Below are 20,058 nucleotides of genomic sequence, written 5' to 3' on the forward strand. Positions count from 1 at the left end.
CGGTCGGCCTTTAGCGGGCATCGAGCCACGCGCGCAGCGCGGGATCGCGTACTTCCAGCACGTCGAACAGGCCGAGCGCCCGCAACGCGGGCAGCGCAGCGGCCGCATCGGCCTCGGCGCGCGCCCGTTCGGCGGACGCCGCGTTCGGATCGGTCAGCACGCGCGCGTTGACCAGGAACGCACCGACGGTACCTTTGCGGATCGTCGTTCCACCGACTTCGATCCGGTCGGCATGGTCGGGAAGCATCTGTTCGGCTCGCATGGTGTCGCACTCCGGTTGTCATCGATGGACGCAGTGTAGGCGCGCATCACCGGCCGATCTCCGGTATAACAGCCATTCGATACCGATATCCGGCCATGTCAGATCCCCTCCTGCCCGCCCGCTTCGTCGCATCCGACGACGGCCCGTTCGTCGTCGCGGCCGTCCTGTCGCAACGCGACCCGCGCGTGACCGCGCCGCACGCGCATGCGCGCGGCCAGTTGGTCGGCGCCTTGAGCGGGTTGCTCACGATCGGTCTCGACGATCAGGACTGGGTCGTGCCGGCGATCCACGCAATCTGGATTCCGCCGCATTGCCGGCATTCGCTGCGCTCGTTCGGGCCGATTTCAGGCTGGTCGGCGTTCGTCGCCGAGGCACGCTGCGCGACGCTGCCGGACACGCCGCGAGCGATCCGCACGACGCCGCTGCTGCACGCGGCCGTACAGCGCGCGGCAAGCTGGGGCGGTTCGGAACTCGATGCGGCTCGAACGCGGATCGCCGAGGTGATCCTCGATGAAATCGCCGTCGCGGAAGTCGAGTCGCTGGGGCTGGTGCGGCCGCGGGACCCGCGGCTCATGCGTATTGCCGACGCGCTGGCCACGAACCTCGCGGACAACCGGCGGCTGGAAGAATGGGCCGAATGGGCGGGCATCGGCGCACGGACGATGAGCCGCCGCTTCGTCGCCGAGACGGGGCTGACGTTCGCGCAGTGGCGTCAGCAGGCGAGGCTGCTGCGCGCGCTCGAGAGAATCGCGGACGGCGTGCCGGTCACGACGATCGCCCTCGATCTCGGCTACGACAACGTCAGTGCGTTCATCGACATGTTCCGGCGCGCGATGGGCACCACGCCGGGGAAATATCTGGCGCCTGCGAGAGGCGAAGCCGGGAATGGCGAAAGCCGGTCATAACCCGTTCGCGGCGGTCGCCTGTGGTTAATATATGAAGTAAACAATCGCACGCCAGCAACCTCGATTACCCTGAGACATGAAATTCATCACCGCCGGCTGTTAAGATTGATGCGTCCCCCGCCTACTTCCGACCCGATGAACCGTACGCTCGACCATCGTAATCTGGCCATGCTGCTGCTCGAGGCCCGCGAAACGCTGATGGGCCTGTTCCGCCCCATTCTCAAGGAATTTGCGCTGACCGAACAGCAATGGCGGATCATCCGCGTGCTCGACGGCGAACCGGCGCACGCGCTCGAAGCCGGCCAGATCGCGCGCCGCTGCTGCATCCTCAGCCCGAGCCTCACCGGCGTGCTGGAACGCATGGAACGGGACGGGCTGATTACCCGCACGCGCGCGCAGGAAGATCAGCGCCGGCTGCTGGTGAGCCTGACGCCGCAAAGCAGGAATCTGGTGACCGAAATCGGTCCGCGCATCGACGAGCAGTATCGGCAGCTCGAAGCGCGCTTCGGCTCGGACGGCCTCGACGACATCTATCGCGCGCTCGACCGGCTGATCGAGCTCGGCAACGCGCCCTAGGCGGCGCCGGACGGCGGCCAACCGGAACCGGCGGCGCCGGTTCGGGGCGCATGCCGGCCGTGCGCGTGACCTGACTCGCCCCGGCTCATTGCAGCGCGCCGCGCATCAGCTCGGTCACCGCGACGCCGCGTGACGTCCGCATGCACTCCTCGACGTAATCGATGAACGGCAACGGTTCGAAATCGATTTCGTCGCGCACGCGACGGTTGTCGAACACGCGATCGACCGTCGCGAATTCCGCGCAACGCTGCAGCGCCCGGCCGATCACGCGCTCGAGCGCCGGATCGGGCCGCCCCAGCACGTCACGCACCACGAGCGGCAACTCGGCCGGCGCACAGGCCGCGTAGCGCGGCGCGCCCGTCATGCCCGCCGCGTCGTCCATCGCGCGAACGATCTGCGCGACCTGCGGCGCCTCGTCGCCCGCCGACACGTGATACACGTCGTGCATCAGCGTCGGCTTCACGGCGAGCAGCATCGTCGCGCGCGCGACGTCGTCGACCGACACGATGTCGATGCGCGTCATCGGCCGGGCCGTGAAGCGGCGCGCCGCATGCGCGACACGGAACATCCAGAACGAATTCGGCGCGGGCCGCGTGCCGAGCACCGTGTGTCCGACGACGTGCGACGGACGCACGACGACGAGCGGCAGCCCGAGCTCGCGCAGGCGTTGCTCGGTTTGCGCCTTCGCATGCAGGTAGTCGGCCGCCAATACCGCGCCGGGCAGCGCTTCGTCGTCGGGCGCCGCGTCGGTCGCGACGTCCTCCTGCACGATCCCGCCACGGCCCGCATGCGCATAGGCCGTGCCGACGTACACGAAACGCCGCAGCCGCGGCGCGCGCGCGAAACGGGCGGCGAAGGACAGCGAATCGGCGATGTCCGTCTGCAGGTGCGCGCCGTCGGCCGGCGATGCATGGCCCGCGCAGTGAATCACGTGCGTCGTGCCGGCAAGACGCGACGCATCCGCGCCCTGCCACACGTCGCCGAGCGCGCCGACGATCACGTTCGCATCGCCCAGGCGCGACGCCCAGTACGGCGCGAGCCCCGCGCGCAGCGCCGCTTCACGCAGCCGCGCGACCGCATGGCCGCGGTTCTCCGCGCGCACGACGCACACGATACGGTCGAGCAACCCCGCGTTGACGAGCGCCGTCAGCACGGTACTGCCGATGAAGCCGGTGGCGCCGGTCAGCACCAGCCGGCTGACGTTGGCCGCCGCGACCGGTGCGCTGGCCGGCGACACGAGGCTGGTCCGCCAGTTGAGCGACAACGCGGTTTTCCAGATCAGCACGATAGTCTCCTTCGAAGGGTCGGCCGGACGGCAAAGCTGCCCCGCTCGGGGCCGCGCACTGCCGTGGGCCGGGCCAGGGCCGATGCTCGCCCCGGCCGTCCCGATCGGGCGTGTGGCCCGCGACCGCATCGATCGCGCCTCTGGCACGAGGCGGCGACAGCCCGCCACGGACGGGCGTCCATGGCGCAGATCGGGAAAGTCCCAGTGTGGGGCCCGAACGCATGCAAGTCTGTCCCGAAAGTTTCGTGAAAGTGTGTGGATTTGTGCGCGAATGTCTGAGTGTGTCGCGCGGGCCATGCCGTCACATCGACGAAACGTCCGATCCGGCGGCCGCCGGGCCGGGTTTGCGGCGCCGCCGGACCCGCCGCCACACCATCACGTCGGCCGCCATCGCGGCGCGACAGATCGACGCGCCCTTCGGCCGGTCATCGCATGTCGTGGTTGCTTCAGCGGCGGCTTGTCGCACGCCCGGCACGGTGCCGTCTGCGTTTGCGCGCAGCGACGGAATCGACCGGAATCGTCAGACGTCGTTTCATACGAAACGACAATAGACTTCATTCGGATTTATTGCGGATTATCGCTTGCGTTTCGTGACAGTCTATCTAGACTGTTCAAACCAAAACGGTCGAATGTGTCATTTTCTCAGGAGACGATCCAATGCGCCTCACCATTCGGATTAATGGCAGTGAATCGGCAACCCGACATGCATTCGCGGTGCTGTGGGTCGATACCGACGAGGGGCTGTGGTCGCGCGAAGCACATCAGGGCATCGACCTTCCGACCTGGGGCAAAGTCCGGGACGTGGAAGGCGCAATGGCGCTCTGCGCGGCCGACGGCGGCAGCGCCGTGTGCCAGTTGAAGGGCCTGTCGTTCGATGCGACACAGCGCGAACAGGGCCCCGCCGTACTCGCCGGCGAGCACCCGGACGGTGCATGGCGACTGCAGGCGGTCGATCATTGCAAGGTCGAACCCGAATACCACGAATTTATTTCCGTCGCGCGATAGGTATTCGCGACGGCAATCCTCAGCGGCTTTCGGGTTTATTCCAGTTTCAACGATATTCATTTCGATATTCAACAATAACAGCGCCTCGATTCGTGGCGCTTTTTTATTGCGGACTTCAAAAAAACAATCGGGGCCGGGTTAATTCACCCGCGCCGCCGGTATCCGCATCCGCCGTCCGTCATGATCCCGGGCCCGCGTCACGAACGGCGCTGTGCCGACTTGCCCCGCTCCTTCCCCCGTTTTGCCCTCATCGCCCGGTGAAACCGCCGTCTTTTCCCGCGCCGGCCCACACTTTCCCCACATGATGTTTACTCATTTATTACAATCGCATTATTCCGATTGACCCAGCCGCCGCCTGGCGGCCCGACCCGGCCCTTGCATGAGCGTAAAAAAGAAGACCCACCCCGCCGATCCGTACGCAGCCGCGACCAAACACCCGATGCTCGCGTCGCGCCTGCCGATGTGGCGCTCGAAGCTGGTCGTGATCCTGGTGTCGCTCGGTTTCGCCGCGCTCATCGGACGCGCCTTCTGGGTGCAGGTCGCGAACCAGGATTTCTATGTCGGGCAAGGCCAGAAGCGCTACCAGCGCACGATCGAGCTCGACGCGATGCGCGGCCGCATCGTCGACCGCAACGGCGCGATGCTCGCGGTCAGCCTGTCGACCTATGAAATCTGGGCGAACCCGAAACAGGTCGCCGAAACCGACTATCCGCAGATCTCGAAGCTGCTCGACATGCCGCTCGCTGAAGTGAAGCGCCGCCTGCGCAACGACCGTACGTTCGTGCTGCTCAAGCGGCAGATCGACGCCGAGACCGCGAGCCGGCTCGACAAGCTCGACATCGACGGCATCACGCAGATCGCCGATTCGAAGCGCTTTTATCCGGAAGGCGAATCGGCCGCGCACGTGGTCGGCTTCACGAACGTCGAGGACAAGGGCCAGGAAGGCGTCGAGCTCGCGGCGAATGCGCGGCTGTTGGGCACCGCCGGGCAGCGCGAGGTGATCCGCGACCGGCTCGGCCGCATCGTGTCGGACACGCGCCCGCTCGTGCCCGCGCAGCACGGCGCGACGATCGAACTGACGATCGACCGGCGCATCCAGCAGCTCGCGTTCAGCCAGTTGAAGGCCGCGGTGATCGAGAACAACGCGGTGGCCGGCAGCGTCGTGGTGCTCGACGCGCAGAACGGCGAAATCCTCGCGCTCGCGAACTACCCGACCTTCGACCCGAACGACCGCGCCCGGCTCACCGGCCAGCAACTGCGCAACCGCGCGGTGATCGACACGTTCGAGCCCGGCTCGACGATCAAGCCGCTCGTCGTCGCGCTGTCGATCGACGAACGCAAGGTCACGCCGAACACGATCATCAACACGTCGCCGGGCACCTACAAGATCGGCCCGGCCGTGATTCACGACACGTCGAACCACGGCGCGCTGACCGTCTCGCAGGCGTTGCAGAAGTCGAGCAACGTCGCGCTCGCGAAGCTCGCGCTGAACCTGCCCGCCGAAACCATCTGGAACAAGTATCAGGAATACGGGATCGGCCGCGCGCCGGAGCTGACGTTCCCGGGCGTCGCGTCGGGCCGCCTGCGCGGCTACAAGCGCTGGCGGCCGATCGAACAGGCGACGATGGCGTACGGCTACGGCCTGTCGATGTCGCTGCTGCAGATCGCGCAGACCTACACCGCGTACGCCGGCGACGGCACGCTGCACCCCGTGTCGCTGCTGAAGAACGGCACCGATCAGCAGTCGATCGACGCGCATCGCGGCCACCGCGTGACCTCGCCGCAAACGGCGGCGGCGATCCGCACGATGCTGGAGTCGGCAGTCGGCGAAGGCGGCACCGGGCGCCGGGCGCGCGTCGACGGCTACCGGATCGGCGGCAAGACGGGGACGGCGCGCAAGCAGGTCGGCGCGTCGTATGCGAAGGGCAAGTACCGCGCGCTGTTCGCGGGGATGGCGCCGATGAGCAATCCGCGCCTGATCGTCGCGGTGATGATCGACGAGCCGCGCGGCAAGGGCTACTACGGCGGCACGGTGGCCGGCCCGGTGTTCTCGTCGGTCACGAGCGGCTCGCTGCAGTTGCTCGGCGTGCCGCCCGATGCGCCGGTCGACCCCGAGCCGAACGCACAGGCCAAGGCAATCGTGCCGCACAAGACGGTCGCGGCGCCGAAGGCCGCCGTGCAACCGAAAACGGCAGCCGCGCAGAACGCGCCGGCTTCGATGAAGACGGCCGCGCAATCCGGCGCGGCCGTGCAGGCCAAGGCGGCGGCAAGCTGACGCCACCGGGCGGCGCTGCGCCATGCGCGTCATGTGCGCGGCGAAAGCATGCTGCGTTCGCCGCGCCGCCGCCCCGCCTGTCAGTGCGCAGCCGCCACCGGCTTCGCCATCCTGCCGAGCACGTGCTCGGTCATCCCGCGCGCGAGCTCGCTCTCGCCCGTGAACACGGTACCGACGCCCTCGCTCGACAGCAACGCGGCCTCGTCGCCGCTGTTCGTGCACAGCACGACCTCGAGCGCCGGATTCAGCGTGCGCGAGATCTCGACGATCTGCCGCACGTCGAATACATCCGGCAGCGTGACGACCAGCATCCCGGCGCGCGCGATATGCGCCTGGACCAGCACGATCGGCTCGATCGCATCGCCCGACACGGCCGCGACGCCGTCCGCGCGCAGCTTCTCGACGAGTTCGCGATTCTGCTCGACGACGACATAGGCGATCCCGCGCTCGTCCAGCGCGTGCGCGATCCGCGTGCCGACCTTCCCGTAACCGACGATCACGACCTGCCCCGTCAGGTGGGTCTGCGGCGTGGACATCGGCAGCGCGGCGAGCGGATCGTCGCGCGCCTCGAGCTTGCGCGCAAAGGCCGAATGCTTGCGAATCCAGGCGAGCGCCGGGTCGATCATCGCGAACAGCAGCGTGTTCATCGCGATCGAAATCAGCGCGACCGCGAGAATCAGGCTCTGCCCTTCGGCCGACAGCAGCCCGAGCGCGCGGCCGAGCCCCGCGAGGATGAACGAGAATTCGCCGATCTGCGCGAGGCCCGCGCCGACCGTCAGCGCGGTGTTCAGCGGGTAACGGAACGCGATCACGAGCGCGACCGCCGCAAGCGTCTTGCCGATCAGCACGATCGCCGCGACCTCGATCACGTGCAGCGGCTCGGTGAGCAGCACCTTCGGGTCGAACAGCATCCCGACCGAAATGAAGAACAGCACCGAGAACGCATCGCGCAGCGGCAGCGTCTCGTCGGCCGCGCGCCGGCTGAACTCCGACTCGCGCATCATCATCCCGGCGAAGAACGCGCCGAGCGCGAACGACACGTCGAACAATTTCGCCGCACCGAACGCGATGCCGACCGCGGCCGCGATCATGCACAGCGTGAACAGCTCGCGCGAGCCGGTGCGCGCGACGAGCCACAGGATCCGCGGAAACACGCGCTTGCCGACCACGAGCATCAGCGCGATGAACGCGGCGACCTTCAGCATCGTGATGCCGAGCGTGCTCCACACGCTGCCGCCGGCCGCGTGCACGTCGCCGGGCGGCGTGCCGCCGAGCAGCCCCGCGACGGGCGGCAGCAGCACGAGCACCAGCACCATCACGAGATCCTCGACGACGAGCCAGCCGACCGCGATGCGGCCGTTGACCGTCTCGACGAGCCCGCGCCCTTCGAGCGCGCGCAACAATACGACGGTGCTCGCGACCGACAGCGCGAGCCCGAACACGAGCGCCGCACCGAGGCTCCAGCCCCAGGTGAGCGCCAGCCCGCCGCCGAGCAGCGTCGCGACGGTAATCTGGACGATGGCGCCGGGCAGCGCGATCTTGCGCACGGCGAGCAGGTCGCCGAGCGAGAAATGCAGGCCCACGCCGAACATCAGCAGCATCACGCCGACTTCCGCGAGCTGCTGCGCGAGCGACAGATCGCCGACGAAACCGGGCGTGCCGGGGCCGATCACGATCCCGGCGAGCAGATAGCCGACCAGCGGCGGCATCTTCAGCAGCGACGCGAAGTAACCGAAAATCATCGCGAGACCGAAACCGGCCGCGAGCAGTGCAATCAGGCTGACGTCATGAGGCATCCCCCCTCCCGAGTTCTTGTAACTATTTAGTAAGGTTCAAGAAGCAAAGGATAAGGGATGACACGAAAAAAATGGCGCGCCGCCGCGAAAATTTCACGCGGTGGCGCGCCATTGCGGGGTGCAACCCCGGCCGGACGGGCAGCGCTGCGCGGCGTTAGCGCGCCGCCTGCGGGAACCGCGCGCCCGGCGGCGGCTCGGGCCGGGTCGACGGCACGCTCTTGCGCACCTTCGCGACCTGCGCGGCCGTAACCGGCGCGCCCGTGTTGCCCCAGCTCGTCCGCACGAAGTTCGACACGTCGGCGACTTCCTGGTCCGACAGGCGCCAGCCGAACGGCGGCATCGTGAAGGTCGACGGCGCCGTTCGCGTGCCCTCCAGCGCGCTGCCTTCCAGCACGACGTGGATCAGCGACGTGGGATCGCCCCCCTGCACGACCGGATTGCCCGCGAGCGCCGGGAACACGCGCGTGTAGCCGTGGCCGTCGCTGCGGTGGCAGGCCATGCAGTTGTCGCGATAGACGGCCGCGCCCGGCTTGCTCGCGTCGCCGCCTTGCAGCGCCTTCGCGGCGGCCGCGTCGTACACGTGCGGCTGTTCGCCCTGCACGCGCGGCGGCAACGTCTTCAGGTAGCGCGCGATCGCGGTCAGGTCCTCGTCATTCATGTGCTGCATGCTGTGGCCGACCACGTCCGTCATCCCGCCGAACGCGGCCGTGCGCAGCGTGCGGCCCGTCTTCAGGAACTGCACGATCTCGGTTTCGTTCCACGTGCCGAGCCCCGTGCGCTGTTCGCCGCGCAGGCTCGTCGGCACCCAGCCGTCGATCGCCGCGCCGCCCGCCAGGAAGTCGAGCCCGCCCGCGTCCGTCAGCGCGCGCTCCTGCATCGTCACCGCGCGCGGCGTGTGGCATGCGCCGCAATGGCCGAGACCCTGCACGAGATACGCGCCGCGTGCGATCACCGGGTCGCTGTACTGCGCCGCATCGAACGGCTTCGGCGTCGGCGCGAATAGCTTGCGCCAGAACGCCAGCGGCCAGCGCATCGACAGCGGCCACACGATGTCGACCTTGCGGTTCTCGTGCTCGACCGGCGCGACACCGTGCATGAAGTACGCGTACAGCGCCTTCACGTCGTCGTCGGACAGGCGCGCATAGGACGGGAACGGCATCGCCGGGTACATCGTGTCGCCGTTCTTGCGCACGCCCTCGCGCACCGCGCGGGTGAAGTCGTCGAGCGTCCAGCCGCCGAGGCCCGTCTTCGCGTCCGGTGTGATGTTGGTCGAGTAGATCGCGCCGATCGGCGTATCGAACTTCAGTCCGCCCGCGAACGGCTTGCCGCCGACCTCGGTGTGGCACGCGATGCAGTCGCCCGCGCGGGCGAGATATTCGCCGCGCTTGACGAGGTCCGCGTCGGCCGACCGGGCCGGTGCGGCCGCCGGGCCGGCCGCCGCCGGCGACGCCGGTTGCGCGAACGCCGACCCGCCGGCGAGACCGAACGCGGCCCATGCCGTACCGATCGCCAGTGCGCGCGACACGTGGCGCGCGGCGTAGTGGTTCACTGTCCTCTTCATGCGGTCACCAGCGGGGCGGGATTTTTCAGGTATTGCTCGCGAATCGCGCGGGCCGACCAGTAGGCCAGCGCCGCGACGATCCCGGTCGGGTTGTAGCCGATGCCCTGCGGCAGCGCCGAGGCGCCCATCACGAACACGTTGTGCACGTCCCAGCATTGCAGGTAGCGGTTCAGCACGCTCGTCTTCGGATCGGTGCCCATGATCGCGCCGCCGACCAGGTGAGTCGTCTGGTAGGCGCGCGAATCGAAATGCTTGCCGAACTCGCGCGTCGACACGCCGATCGACTTCGGCCCCATCGCCTCCGCGATCTTCTTCATCTGCCCCGTCACGTACTGCGCCATCTTGATGTCGTTGTCCTTCCAGTCGAAGGTCATCCGCAAGAGCGGCTGGCCGTACGAGTCGCGATAGGTCGGATCGAGATCGAGGTACACGTCGCGGTACGACATGTTCGAGCCGTGCGCGTCCATCGAGATCGTGTGCGCGTAGTTGTCCTTCACGGCCTTCTTCCACGCCGAACCCCACTGCGGCGTGCCGGCCGGCGTCGCGATGCCGCTGATCGGCTTCACGCCGGCCTGGTTCACCCACAGCGGCGAGCCGCCGACGAAGCCGAGCGGGCCGTGATCGAAGTTGTCGGCGTTGAAGTCGTCCACCGCGACGCCGTTGCCGCCCGCGCCGATGAACGGGTTCGTGAAGGTGTCCTTGTCGAAGAACGCCTTGATCGTCGACAGGTTCTGGTACGCGAAATTGCGGCCCACCACGCCTTCGCCCGAGATCGGGTCGTACGGCTTGCCGATGCCAGACAGCAGCAGCAGGTGCACGTTGTGATACTGGAACGCGGCGACGATCACGAGATCGGCCGGCTGATGCACTTCACGGCCGGCCGGGTCGACGTAAGTGACGCCCGTCGCGCGCTTCTTCGTATCGTCGAGATCGACGCGCAGCACGTGGCACTTCGAACGCAATTCGAAGTTCGGCACCTGCTTCAGCGCGGGCAGGATGTTCAGGTTCGGCGATGCCTTCGAATACATGTAGCACGCGTAGCCGCTGCAGTAGCCGCAGAAATTGCACGGCCCCATCTGCACGCCGTACGGGTTCGTGTACGGCCCCGACGTGTTCGCCGACGGCAGCCGGTACGGATGCAGCCCGAGCGATTGCGCGGCATCGAAGAAGCGCTGCGCCGAATACGTGTTGAGCTGCGCGGGCAGCGGGAAGTTGTCGCTGCGGTTCGCCTCGAACACGTTGCCGTCGCCGACCACCTTGCCGCCGACCTTGTATGCCTGGCCCGACGTGCCGAACACTTTCTCCGCGAAATCGAAATACGGCTCGAGCTCGTCGTAGCTGACGCCCGTGTCCTGAATCGTCATCCCGTCGGGGATGAACTTCTTGCCGTAGCGCTCTTCGTAGTGGCTGCGCAGGCGCAGTTCCTCCGGCGTGATCCGGAAGTGCACGCCCGACCAGTGCAGCCCGGCACCGCCGACGCCTTCGCCCGGCAGGAATGCCGCGAGCTGCCGGTACGGCAGCGCGGTGTCCTGCACGCCGTGGCGGATCGACACGGTCGTCTTCGACAGGTCGAGGAACAGCTTCTTGCGGATGTTGTAGGTCAGCTCGTCGATCGTGTTCGGATACGCGCCGTCCGGATAGGTGTCGCGATACTCGCCGCGCTCGAGCGCGACGACGTTCAAGCCCGCTTCGGTCAGTTCCTTCGCGAGAATCGCGCCGGTCCAGCCGAAGCCGACGATCACCGCATCGACATGCGGCTTCTTTTCTGCGGCCATCAGGTACGCTCCCCGTTGATCGAGACCGGGCCGTACGGATACGGCTTGCCACTCTGGTTGACGAAATCCATGAAGTCGGCGCGCGCGCCCGGGAACCCGATCATCTTCCACGCGGCCATGTCGTGATTGCCGCCGTGCACCGGATCGCAGAAGTAGCCTTCGCGCGTGTTCTGCAGCAACTGGCCGAAGAACACGGCGGACGGCACGTCGTCGATCTGCGCGCTGCCCTTCTCCAGCTCGCCGAGCACGGTGTCGCGGGTCGCGGCGTCGAGATCGGCGAACGCCTTGCCGTGGTTCTTTTCGCTATAGCGGTTGACCGCCGCGATGCCGAGCCGATAGATGTCGCGCGGCACGAGCTTCAGCTGATAGCCGAGCTCGGGCACGCCCTGCTGGAACGGCCCCTGCATGTACCAGGTCGCGCCGTTTGCGTACGGGGTTTCCATCTGGCGGTCGATGAATTCGGGCACGCCGGATTCGAGTGCGCCGGGGCCTTCGGCATCGGCCGGGATCAGCCGGTCGACGGCGGCCTGGACGAACGCCCACTCCTTCGCATCGAAGAAAGTCGGCTTGTACGGAGCGCGCTCGGCGCCGGCCGCCGCAGCCGATGCGTTGTCCGCCGTGGTGGCGGACGATGACGACGGGCGCAGATCGCAGCCGGCGACCGAAGCGATCGGCACGAGCGCGACCGACGTGCGCAGGAAGCGGCGACGCGAATTGGGTTTGTCTGGTGGCGTGGACATGTCGGATGTTGATCGTTGGGGAGCGTTCGAGCCCGCGCATTCCGGATGCGGCGTGCCCGCCACGATAGCCATGCCGCACGCGGCCGGCCGTCCTTGTTCTTGCTGTGCTGCGAACAACCTCGATACGGGCGCCGGCCGCGCGCTGCGCGGCCTAGCCGTCATGCAACCGCGCTGCGCCGGTTTCGGAGCGCCGCGCGGATCGACCTCTTCGCGGGTCTGAGCGGACAAATACGGCCTGTCGGCCCGTGCCCGCCCGCCTGACCCTGATTCAACTTAGACGCCGCGCGGGCCGACGGCAAGCGCAACGTGCACGACCCTCATTTCGGGCCCGGCGACGAGTGCCGCGAATTATAAATGGAACCGGTTCCAGTTCCAAAGGGCTGGATGCAATTCATTACATCGAAAATCGCAACAATCGGAAAGATGATTTGTGGAACGCACAAGAACGGTGCATTGGGCACGCCGGGCGCCGGGCGATTGAGCGCCGGTTTCGCGGCCCCGCGCTATTTCGCGGACGCGCGCGGCTTCACGTCACGGCACCGCGATGCCCGTTCCCGAGCCGCCCCGTTGCGTTACACGCCGACCGCGATCCGCGGGCCGCTCACCACGGCCACAGCATCGAGGCGATCGACAACGCGAGCGCCGCGCACAGCGGCGAGTAACAGAGGCTGTCCATCCGCGCGAAACGCGAGCCGCGAATCCGCTTGAAGAAGCCGACGTAGCGAAAATCGCCGACCGCGCGCACCGCGAAGATCAGTGCGAGCACAACGACCGCGAACGCGATCGCGCCGGGATACAGGTTCGGCCACAGCCAGCCGGCGCGCGACGCCACCGCGCATGCGCCGGCCAGCAATGCCGCCGCGACGGCGAGCGTGCCGGCCATGCTCGGCCGCAGCAGCGGCACGCCGTCCTGCTCCGGAACGGCCGCACGCTTGCCGAGCCGCCCGCCGAACGCCCAGTAGACGTGAACGAGTGCGATCGCGCAAAGCGTCGGCACGCTGAAATACGCGCCCATCATGTTGGTAAGGTCCGTTGTCTCATTGTGTCGCCGGGTCGTGGTGTGGCCGAGGTGTGGCCGACGAATGCCGGCGTGCGGCCCCGTTCCGCACGACACAAGACGATACCCAAACCCCACGCGACATGCATTGCGACGTCCGGTCGCAATACGCCATGCCACGTGTGGTGCGACGCAATGCGCGCGACCGTCGCGTCGGGCCGTCGCTTGACTTCGCTCCGCGCAACGCTACCCTTTTATTCCAGCACGGCAATCGATCCGTGCATGCGCCAGCGCCGCCCGCGTACCATCGTGCCGACATGCACGGTCGACCGATGGCAATGCGCATGCACGGCAACGATGACGAATACTCATGGAGGCGACTCATGCTGATCGGCGTGCCGAAAGAGATCAAGAATCACGAATATCGCGTCGGCCTCACCCCGGCCAGCGCACGCGAGCTCACGCGACATGGCCACCATGTGCTGGTGCAGCGCGGCGCGGGCACCGCGATCGGCCTGCTCGACGACGACTACACCGCCGCCGGTGCGGCCCTGTGCGACGATGCGAGCGAAATATTCGCGCGCGCCGACATGATCATCAAGGTCAAGGAGCCGCAGCCGGCCGAATGCGCGATGCTGCGGCGCGGGCAGATCCTCTATACGTACCTGCACCTCGCCCCCGATCCGGAGCAGGCAGCCGCGCTCGTGAAATCCGGCGCGGTCTGCATCGCATACGAAACCGTGACGGGGCCCGGCGGCGGCCTGCCGCTGCTCGCGCCGATGAGCGAGGTGGCCGGACGCATGTCGATCCAGGTTGCGGCAACGCATCTGGAAAGCCCGCGCGGCGGGCGCGGCGTGCTGATGGCCGGCGTGCCCGGCGTGCCGGCCGCGCACGTCGTGGTGCTGGGCGCCGGCGTGGTGGGCACCGGTGCGCTGCAGATGGCGGTCGGCCTCGGCGCGCGCGTCACCGCGCTCGACACGAACGTCGGACGGCTACGCCAGCTCGACCTGCTCTTCGCGAACCGCATCACGACCGTCTGCTCGAACGCGCACACGATCGACGAAGCCGTGCGCGACGCCGACGTCGTGATCGGCGCCGTGCTCGTGCCGGGCGCATCGGCGCCGCGCCTCGTCACGCGCGACATGATCGCGACGATGCGCACGGGCGCCGTGGTCGTAGACGTCGCGATCGACCAGGGCGGCTGCTTCGAAACCTCGCATGCGACGACCCACGCGCAGCCGACCTTCGTCGTCGACGGCGTCGTGCACTACTGCGTCGCGAACATGCCCGGCGCGGTCGCGCGCACGTCGACGTTCGCATTGAACAACGCGACGCTCGGCCACGCACTCGCGCTCGCCGACAAGGGCTGGAAACGCGCGATGAGCGACGATCCGCATCTGCGCGCGGGGCTGAACGTGTGCGACGGACACATCACGTACGAAGCCGTCGCGCTGGCGCTCGGCCTGCCGTACGTACCGGCCGAAGACGTGCTGCGCTGACATCGGCGCGCGTGCACGCCGTCACGTGCCCTTCGAGCGACTGTGCCTCGACGCGCCAGTCGCGCTGCTATCGCCCATCGTGCGTGCGAGCAGCGGCCGCAGTTGCGCGAGCGTGCGCGTGTTGAGCACGTCCTGCCGGGTCAGCCAGCCGCGCCGCGCCTGACCGATGCCGTAGGCAAGACGGTCGAGATCGTCCGCGCATCGCGCATCCGAGCCGATCGCCACTGCGACGCCGGCTTTTGCGGCCTCGCGACACCAGATGTCAGGAAGATCGAGCCGGCGCGGATCGCCGTCGAGTTCGACGAAGCAGCGGCGCGCGGCGGCCCCGGCGATCACGCGCGGCACGTCGAGTTCGCATGCGTCGCGCTCGCCGAGCAGCCGGCCGAGCGGATGCGCGAGAATCGTGAAATGCGGATGGTCCATCGCGCGCAGCATCCGCTCGGTCTGCGCATCGCCCGGCAAGTCGAAATGGTCATGCACCGCGCCGACGACGAGGTCGAGCCGGCCGAGCACGTCGTCGGGCACATCGAGGCTGCCGTCCTCGCGGATGCCAGCCTCGACGCCCTTCAGCAACACGAAGTCGTCGAACGATGCGTTGATGCGGTCGATCTCGTCGATCTGCCGCACGAGCCAGTCGCAACCGGCGCGGCCGCCCGCGGTGGCCGGCGCACGGTCGGTCACGGCCAGATAACCGAGCCCGCGCGAGCGCGCCGCCTCCGCCATCGTGCGCAGGGCGTCGCGACCGGCCGACGCGTCGGTATGCGCGTGCAGATCGCCATGAACGTGCTTGCGCTCGACGAGCGCGGGCAACGTGCCGGCGCGCGACACATCGATCTCGCCGCGATCCTCGCGCAGTTCGGGCGGCACCCAGTGCAGGCCGATCGCCTCGTACACGGATGCCTCCGTCGCGCCCGCAATCCGCTCGTCGCCGCGAAATACGCCGTATTCGTTGATCTTCAGCCCGCCGGCCTGCGCGAGCCGGCGCAGCGCGATGTTGTGCGCCTTCGATCCCGTGAAATAGACGAGCGCCGCACCGAACGCGTCGGCATCGACGACCCTCAGGTCGACCTGCAACCCGTTGCGCAGCACGACGCTCGAACGCGTCTTGCCGTTCGCGAGCACGCGCGCGACGTCGCCGTAGCCGGCGAACGCGTCCGCCACCGCGGCAGGATCGCGCGAGGTCACGAGGATGTCGAGATCGCCGACCGTTTCGCGGCCGCGCCGAAAACTGCCGGCCGGCACCGCTTCGCCGACACCGGGCACCGCACGCAACCGCTCGAGCAGCGGCATCAGCGATTGCGCGGCATCGGGCAGCAGGAATCGCTGCGGCTCGCGTTGCAGGCGGTCGTCGATCGCGTCGAGCAGATGCGCTTCGGTTTTCGCGCCGAAACCCGGCAGCGCGCGCACGTGCCCGCTTTTCGCTTCGGCGCGCAACTGTTCGAGCGAATCGACGTGCAATGCATCATGCAGCGCCTTCACGCGTTTCGCGCCGAGCCCCGGCACGTCGAGCAGTTCGACGATCGCGCCCGGCAAGGCATGGCGCAGCGTTTGCTGCAGTTCGCAGGTGCCCGTCGCCGCGATCTCGCGCAGCTTCGATGCGAGATCGGGGCCGATCGACGGAATCCGGCCGAGATCGCCGCCGTTCGCGATCAGCGTCGGGACGTCGCGCCCGTAGTCGGCGATCGTGCGGGCCGCGTTACGGTACGCGCGCACCCGGAACGGGTTGGCGCCCTGGATCTCGAGCATGTCGGCGATTTCGGCGAAGACGGCCGCGCACTCGGCATTGTGGATCGGCATGATCGGCGTGGCTCCCTTCCACGTGGATGGCGCCGTGCGCTGGCGCGACGACGTCTGCCCGCCCGGGGCCGCATGTCGACGGCGGCGGGCGCCCGTTGGTCATCCTGCACCGGCTCTGCGTATCGTGCGGCACGCGGCGCGCCGACATCGCGGCGCCGCCTGTGTCACAGCGACGCGCGCGGCGTCGTCGCGTAGCGACGCTCGTATACCGACTGGCAATGCGTGCAGCGCTCGGCGCTCGGTCGCGCGAGCAAACGCTCGTAGCCGACCGGCGCGTCGCAATCGATGCACTCGCCATAGCTGCCGTCGCGCATGCGCTGCTGCGCGCGCCCGATCGCGCGCAGCTCGGCCAGCTTCATCCCGATCAATGCGTGATCCATGTCGACGAACAGATCGGCGTTCGCCTCGTCGCCCTCGTCCGGCGCCGCGCCGGCGAGATCCGCGTAGGACTCCGACGCGCGCTGGTCCTCGCTGGTGCGAATCTCCGCGCGCAGCGCCTGCTCGCTTTCGGTCAGCCGCTGCTGCAGCGTCTGCCGTTGTTGTTGGTCGAGCGCCATCGCCGTCTCTCCTTTTCCGGGTTCCGCGCAATGAGGCATGCGGCGCGCGGTTGTCGCGCCGGTGTGCGGCGAGCACGCTTGATCCGCCTGTCGCACACCGGGGCGCCCGGCCGTACAGTGCAGCGGGCGCATTCGACGCAGGATAAACCCAATGGACCGGCGCGTGTTGATCGTCGTCAGCCGCATGAACGCCGACGGTGCGGTGCGGGATCCGGGGACGGACGCGAATACGCCATATACCGCCGCCGCGACGGCGCCGTCTTACAAACACCCGACCGGCTCGTCCGGTCGATGTGCCGTTACACGTCGGCGCGCACGATGTCGAGCAGCGCGCGCGCCGAGCGTTGCCAGCTGAAATGCTGCGCGCGCTCGCGGCCCGCCGTGCGCAGCCGCGCGCGCAGGTCGGCATCGTCCATCACGCGCGCGATCGCCGCGGCGATGTCCGGCGGCGAATACGCATCGCAAAAGAATGCGGCACCGCCACACACCTCCGGCAACGCGCCCTCGTGCGACACGATCACCGGGCAGCCGCACCGCATCGCTTCCAGCGGCGGCAGCCCGAAGCCTTCATAGAGCGACGGGAACACGAAGCAGCCGGCATGCTCGTACAGCGCCTTCAGTTCATGGTCGGTCACGTAGCCCGCCCACGTCACGTACGGATCGTCGGCGCGCAGGCCCGGCACGCTCCCGCCGAAGATCTTCGCATTGGCGCCCCCCGCGATCACGAAACGCAGCGTCGGATGCGACGCGCGCATCAATTGCATCGCTTCGAGTGCACGCACCAGGTTCTTGCCGGGCGCAAGCGAGCCGACGAACAGCACGTAGCCGTCCGTCTCGAGATTCAGGCGGGCGAGCACGCCGGGATCGGGATCGATCCTGTCGATATGGTCGACGGCCGCCGGGACGACCGTCAGGCGCGCAGGCGGTACGCCGAGCTTCGCGGCAAGGCGCGCGCGAGAGAAGTGCGAAATCGTGACGATGTGGCGAGCGCGTCGCTTGAGCACCGAGAACGCGAAGCGATACCACATCCGGAATACGACGGAGTAACCGGCGGGCAGATCGAAAATCGCCGCATCGTAGATCAGGACGAGTTGATCGCGCTTCGCGAGCGGCCCGACGTTGCACAGACTGAGCAGCATTCGACCGTGCGTCGCACGCGGCAGCGTCAACTGCTCCCAGAGCGAACCGCGCAAACCGCCGGCGACCTGCCTGCGCGCGCCGGCCGGCAACGCCGCCGGATCGTGATCCGCCGGCACGACCAGCGCCGGCGCATCGCCGGGGTTCGCGAGACGCGTGAGCTCGGCCGTCAGTTCATAGGCGACCCGCTGCACGCCCGTCATCCGCTGCGCGGTGAATTTTCCGTTGACCGCGATACCGCTCAGCCGCGCAACGCGCGCGGCCGCCCCGGCGCCCCGTTCCGCACGCCCGTCCTGCAGCGCGGTTTCACGACCTTCCCGAATCGACGTTGACATGATCACTCCGATGGCTGCGACGCAATCGCGCCGCCAGACACCCCGCGTCGCGGGATGCTCCTATGCCGTCAGTGTGTCGATCCGTGTCGATGCGGTCGGTACGTTCGACCGCACAATCTTTCGATTCGACGATCACTTCGTGATCCTCAGAATGCGTTGCGCCCGATGAAGCCGCGCACGATCGTCAGCAGGATGATCTTCATGTCGAACCAGAAGCTCCAGTTCTGCATGTAGAACAGATCGAACTTCACGCGCGCGGCCATCGCCTCGACCTTGCGCGTCTCGCCGCGATAACCGTTCACCTGCGCCCATCCCGTGATGCCCGGCCGCACGCGGTAGCGATACATGTAGCAGTCGATCAGTTGCCGATAGAAGTCGTCGTGTTCGATCGCATGCGGACGCGGGCCGACCACCGACATCTGGCCGAACAGCACGTTGAAGAACTGCGGCAGCTCATCGAGCGACGTGCGGCGCAGGAACGCGCCGACCGGCGTGATGCGCGCATCGTTGCGCGACGCCTGCCGCACGACGCCAGGTTGCGCGCGATGCGCGTGCATCGTCCTGAACTTGAGGATATGGAATTCGCGTCCGTCCGCGCCCTTGCGCCGCTGCCTGAACAACACGGGCCCCGGCGACGACAGCTTCACCGCGATCGCCAGCACCGCAAGCAACGGCAGCAGCGGAATCAGCACGGCGGTCGCGAACAGCCGGTCGAACGCGAACTTCGCCCACAGCTCCGGCGCCGAGCGCGGCGTGGTCGCGAGGTTGATCGCCGGCATGCCGAGCACGTCGGTCGCCGAGCGTTCGACGACGGCCATCTGCCGCACGTCGGGCAACAGCCGCAGCTCGACGAACTCGTCGCGCAACTCGCGCACGATGCGCTGGATACGCCACTCGTGCGACATCGGCAACGTGAGCCAGACTTCATCGATCTCGCCGCCGCGAATCATGCGGCGCAACTCGGCCCAGTCGCCGATCACCGGCACGCCGCCGATCGCGTCCGACGCAGTCGCGGCCGGCGCATCGTCGTCGAATACGCAGGCCGCCGCGAACGCGCCGTCCGGTTCGAACTGCATCCGTTCGATCGCCACGCGCCCGTATGCCGTCGCACCGACGACAGCGACCCGCCGCTGCCGTGCGCGCGGATCGCCGCGCCTCGACGTGAGCGCGCACAGCGCCAGCCTGCCGATCAGCAGCGCCGCGTCGCCGGACAGCACCGTGCGGGCAATCCAGCGTGTGGTCATCGTGCCGCCTCGATTCATGATCCACGTCGCACCGGCCGCCGTCAGCGTGCTCGCGCATACGATCGCCACCACCGTGCGCGTCAGCACGGGCTCGACGCGATACGTCGACGCCCCGCCGCGCACCGCTCGCAAGCCCCGCGGCAACAACCCGACCGTCAGCACGCACAGCAATGCGATCGCACCGCGCTGCGCATCCGACAAGTCGCGCCACGCCAACCCCATCGCGACCTGTGCGGCGAGTGCGCCGGCCAGCACCAGCACACCGTCGGCCGCGGCAATCGCGGCGCGACGCATTGCATTCGTTCCTCCGGA

Annotated in this window: 16 protein-coding genes; 5 read left to right on the plus strand and 11 right to left on the minus strand. The window is 68.1% G+C overall.

Annotated features, from left to right (window positions below; translation table 11 throughout):
• Nucleotides 1-10 precede the first annotated feature (10 nt).
• The gene (locus tag BME24068_RS11880) at nucleotides 11-262 is read right to left on the minus strand and encodes a hypothetical protein (protein ID WP_174926168.1); all 252 of its coding nucleotides are present in this window, start codon (nucleotides 260-262) and stop codon (nucleotides 11-13) included.
• Between the two features lie 95 nt (nucleotides 263-357).
• On the opposite strand from BME24068_RS11880, the gene BME24068_RS11885 reads away from it, so the two are divergent.
• Together BME24068_RS11885 and hpaR are read left to right on the plus strand one after the other, a co-directional pair.
• Nucleotides 358-1,167: an AraC family transcriptional regulator gene (locus tag BME24068_RS11885; RefSeq protein WP_096498909.1), complete on the plus strand. Its 810-nt coding sequence runs from the start codon at nucleotides 358-360 to the stop codon at nucleotides 1,165-1,167.
• 135 nt (nucleotides 1,168-1,302) lie between these two features.
• Nucleotides 1,303-1,743 (plus strand): homoprotocatechuate degradation operon regulator HpaR, encoded by a 441-nt coding sequence (gene hpaR, locus BME24068_RS11890; RefSeq protein WP_174926169.1) that lies wholly within the window; start codon nucleotides 1,303-1,305, stop codon nucleotides 1,741-1,743.
• A gap of 85 nt (nucleotides 1,744-1,828) precedes the next feature.
• On the opposite strand, the gene BME24068_RS11895 is transcribed toward hpaR, so the two are convergent.
• A complete protein-coding gene (locus tag BME24068_RS11895; RefSeq protein ID WP_174926170.1) occupies nucleotides 1,829-3,028 on the minus strand; it encodes an SDR family oxidoreductase in 1,200 nt (399 codons plus the stop codon).
• 657 nt (nucleotides 3,029-3,685) lie between these two features.
• On the opposite strand from BME24068_RS11895, the gene BME24068_RS11900 reads away from it, so the two are divergent.
• Complete coding sequence (locus BME24068_RS11900) at nucleotides 3,686-4,033, plus strand: DUF3564 family protein (protein WP_096498916.1); 348 nt, start codon at nucleotides 3,686-3,688, stop codon at nucleotides 4,031-4,033.
• Between the two features lie 379 nt (nucleotides 4,034-4,412).
• A complete protein-coding gene (locus tag BME24068_RS11905) occupies nucleotides 4,413-6,308 on the plus strand; it encodes a peptidoglycan D,D-transpeptidase FtsI family protein (RefSeq protein ID WP_174926171.1) in 1,896 nt (631 codons plus the stop codon).
• A gap of 80 nt (nucleotides 6,309-6,388) precedes the next feature.
• On the opposite strand, the gene BME24068_RS11910 is transcribed toward BME24068_RS11905, so the two are convergent.
• The 5 genes from BME24068_RS11910 to BME24068_RS11930 form a co-directional block, all read right to left on the minus strand.
• The gene (locus BME24068_RS11910) at nucleotides 6,389-8,104 is read right to left on the minus strand and encodes a cation:proton antiporter domain-containing protein (protein WP_096498920.1); all 1,716 of its coding nucleotides are present in this window, start codon (nucleotides 8,102-8,104) and stop codon (nucleotides 6,389-6,391) included.
• A 154-nt stretch (nucleotides 8,105-8,258) separates the two neighbouring features.
• Nucleotides 8,259-9,665, minus strand: coding sequence for a c-type cytochrome (locus BME24068_RS11915; RefSeq protein WP_174926172.1), 1,407 nt, complete (start codon nucleotides 9,663-9,665; stop codon nucleotides 8,259-8,261).
• Nucleotides 9,662-11,440, minus strand: a complete 1,779-nt coding sequence (locus BME24068_RS11920; protein ID WP_174926173.1) for a GMC family oxidoreductase — start codon at nucleotides 11,438-11,440, stop codon at nucleotides 9,662-9,664. The genes BME24068_RS11915 and BME24068_RS11920 overlap by 4 nt, the downstream gene beginning before the upstream one ends.
• Nucleotides 11,440-12,180 carry a gluconate 2-dehydrogenase subunit 3 family protein gene (locus BME24068_RS11925; protein ID WP_096498926.1) on the minus strand — a complete coding sequence of 247 codons (741 nt, stop codon included), beginning with the start codon at nucleotides 12,178-12,180 and terminating at the stop codon, nucleotides 11,440-11,442. Before BME24068_RS11925 ends, BME24068_RS11920 begins: the two co-directional genes overlap by 1 nt.
• Nucleotides 12,181-12,781: 601 nt before the next feature.
• Nucleotides 12,782-13,198: a DUF3995 domain-containing protein gene (locus BME24068_RS11930; protein WP_096498928.1), complete on the minus strand. Its 417-nt coding sequence runs from the start codon at nucleotides 13,196-13,198 to the stop codon at nucleotides 12,782-12,784.
• Between the two features lie 362 nt (nucleotides 13,199-13,560).
• Here BME24068_RS11930 and ald point away from each other — a divergent pair, with 362 nt between their 5' ends.
• On the plus strand, nucleotides 13,561-14,676 hold the full coding sequence (gene ald, locus BME24068_RS11935; protein ID WP_174926174.1) for an alanine dehydrogenase: 1,116 nt from the start codon (nucleotides 13,561-13,563) through the stop codon (nucleotides 14,674-14,676).
• A 21-nt stretch (nucleotides 14,677-14,697) separates the two neighbouring features.
• Here the strand turns inward: ald and polX are convergent, their stop codons facing one another.
• The 4 genes from polX to BME24068_RS11955 all read right to left on the minus strand — a co-directional run bounded on the left by polX (nucleotide 14,698) and on the right by BME24068_RS11955 (nucleotide 20,040).
• Nucleotides 14,698-16,473, minus strand: a complete 1,776-nt coding sequence (gene polX / locus BME24068_RS11940; RefSeq protein WP_174926175.1) for a DNA polymerase/3'-5' exonuclease PolX — start codon at nucleotides 16,471-16,473, stop codon at nucleotides 14,698-14,700.
• A gap of 164 nt (nucleotides 16,474-16,637) precedes the next feature.
• Nucleotides 16,638-17,030 carry a TraR/DksA family transcriptional regulator gene (locus BME24068_RS11945; RefSeq protein ID WP_096498932.1) on the minus strand — a complete coding sequence of 131 codons (393 nt, stop codon included), beginning with the start codon at nucleotides 17,028-17,030 and terminating at the stop codon, nucleotides 16,638-16,640.
• 299 nt (nucleotides 17,031-17,329) lie between these two features.
• Nucleotides 17,330-18,502 carry a glycosyltransferase family 4 protein gene (locus tag BME24068_RS11950; protein WP_096498934.1) on the minus strand — a complete coding sequence of 391 codons (1,173 nt, stop codon included), beginning with the start codon at nucleotides 18,500-18,502 and terminating at the stop codon, nucleotides 17,330-17,332.
• A 146-nt stretch (nucleotides 18,503-18,648) separates the two neighbouring features.
• Entirely contained in the window at nucleotides 18,649-20,040 is a 1,392-nt protein-coding gene (locus BME24068_RS11955) for an undecaprenyl-phosphate glucose phosphotransferase (protein WP_174926176.1), read from the minus strand.
• Nucleotides 20,041-20,058: the final 18 nt, after the last annotated feature.

This window comes from Burkholderia anthina (assembly GCF_902498995.1).
Lineage (GTDB): Bacteria > Pseudomonadota > Gammaproteobacteria > Burkholderiales > Burkholderiaceae > Burkholderia > Burkholderia anthina.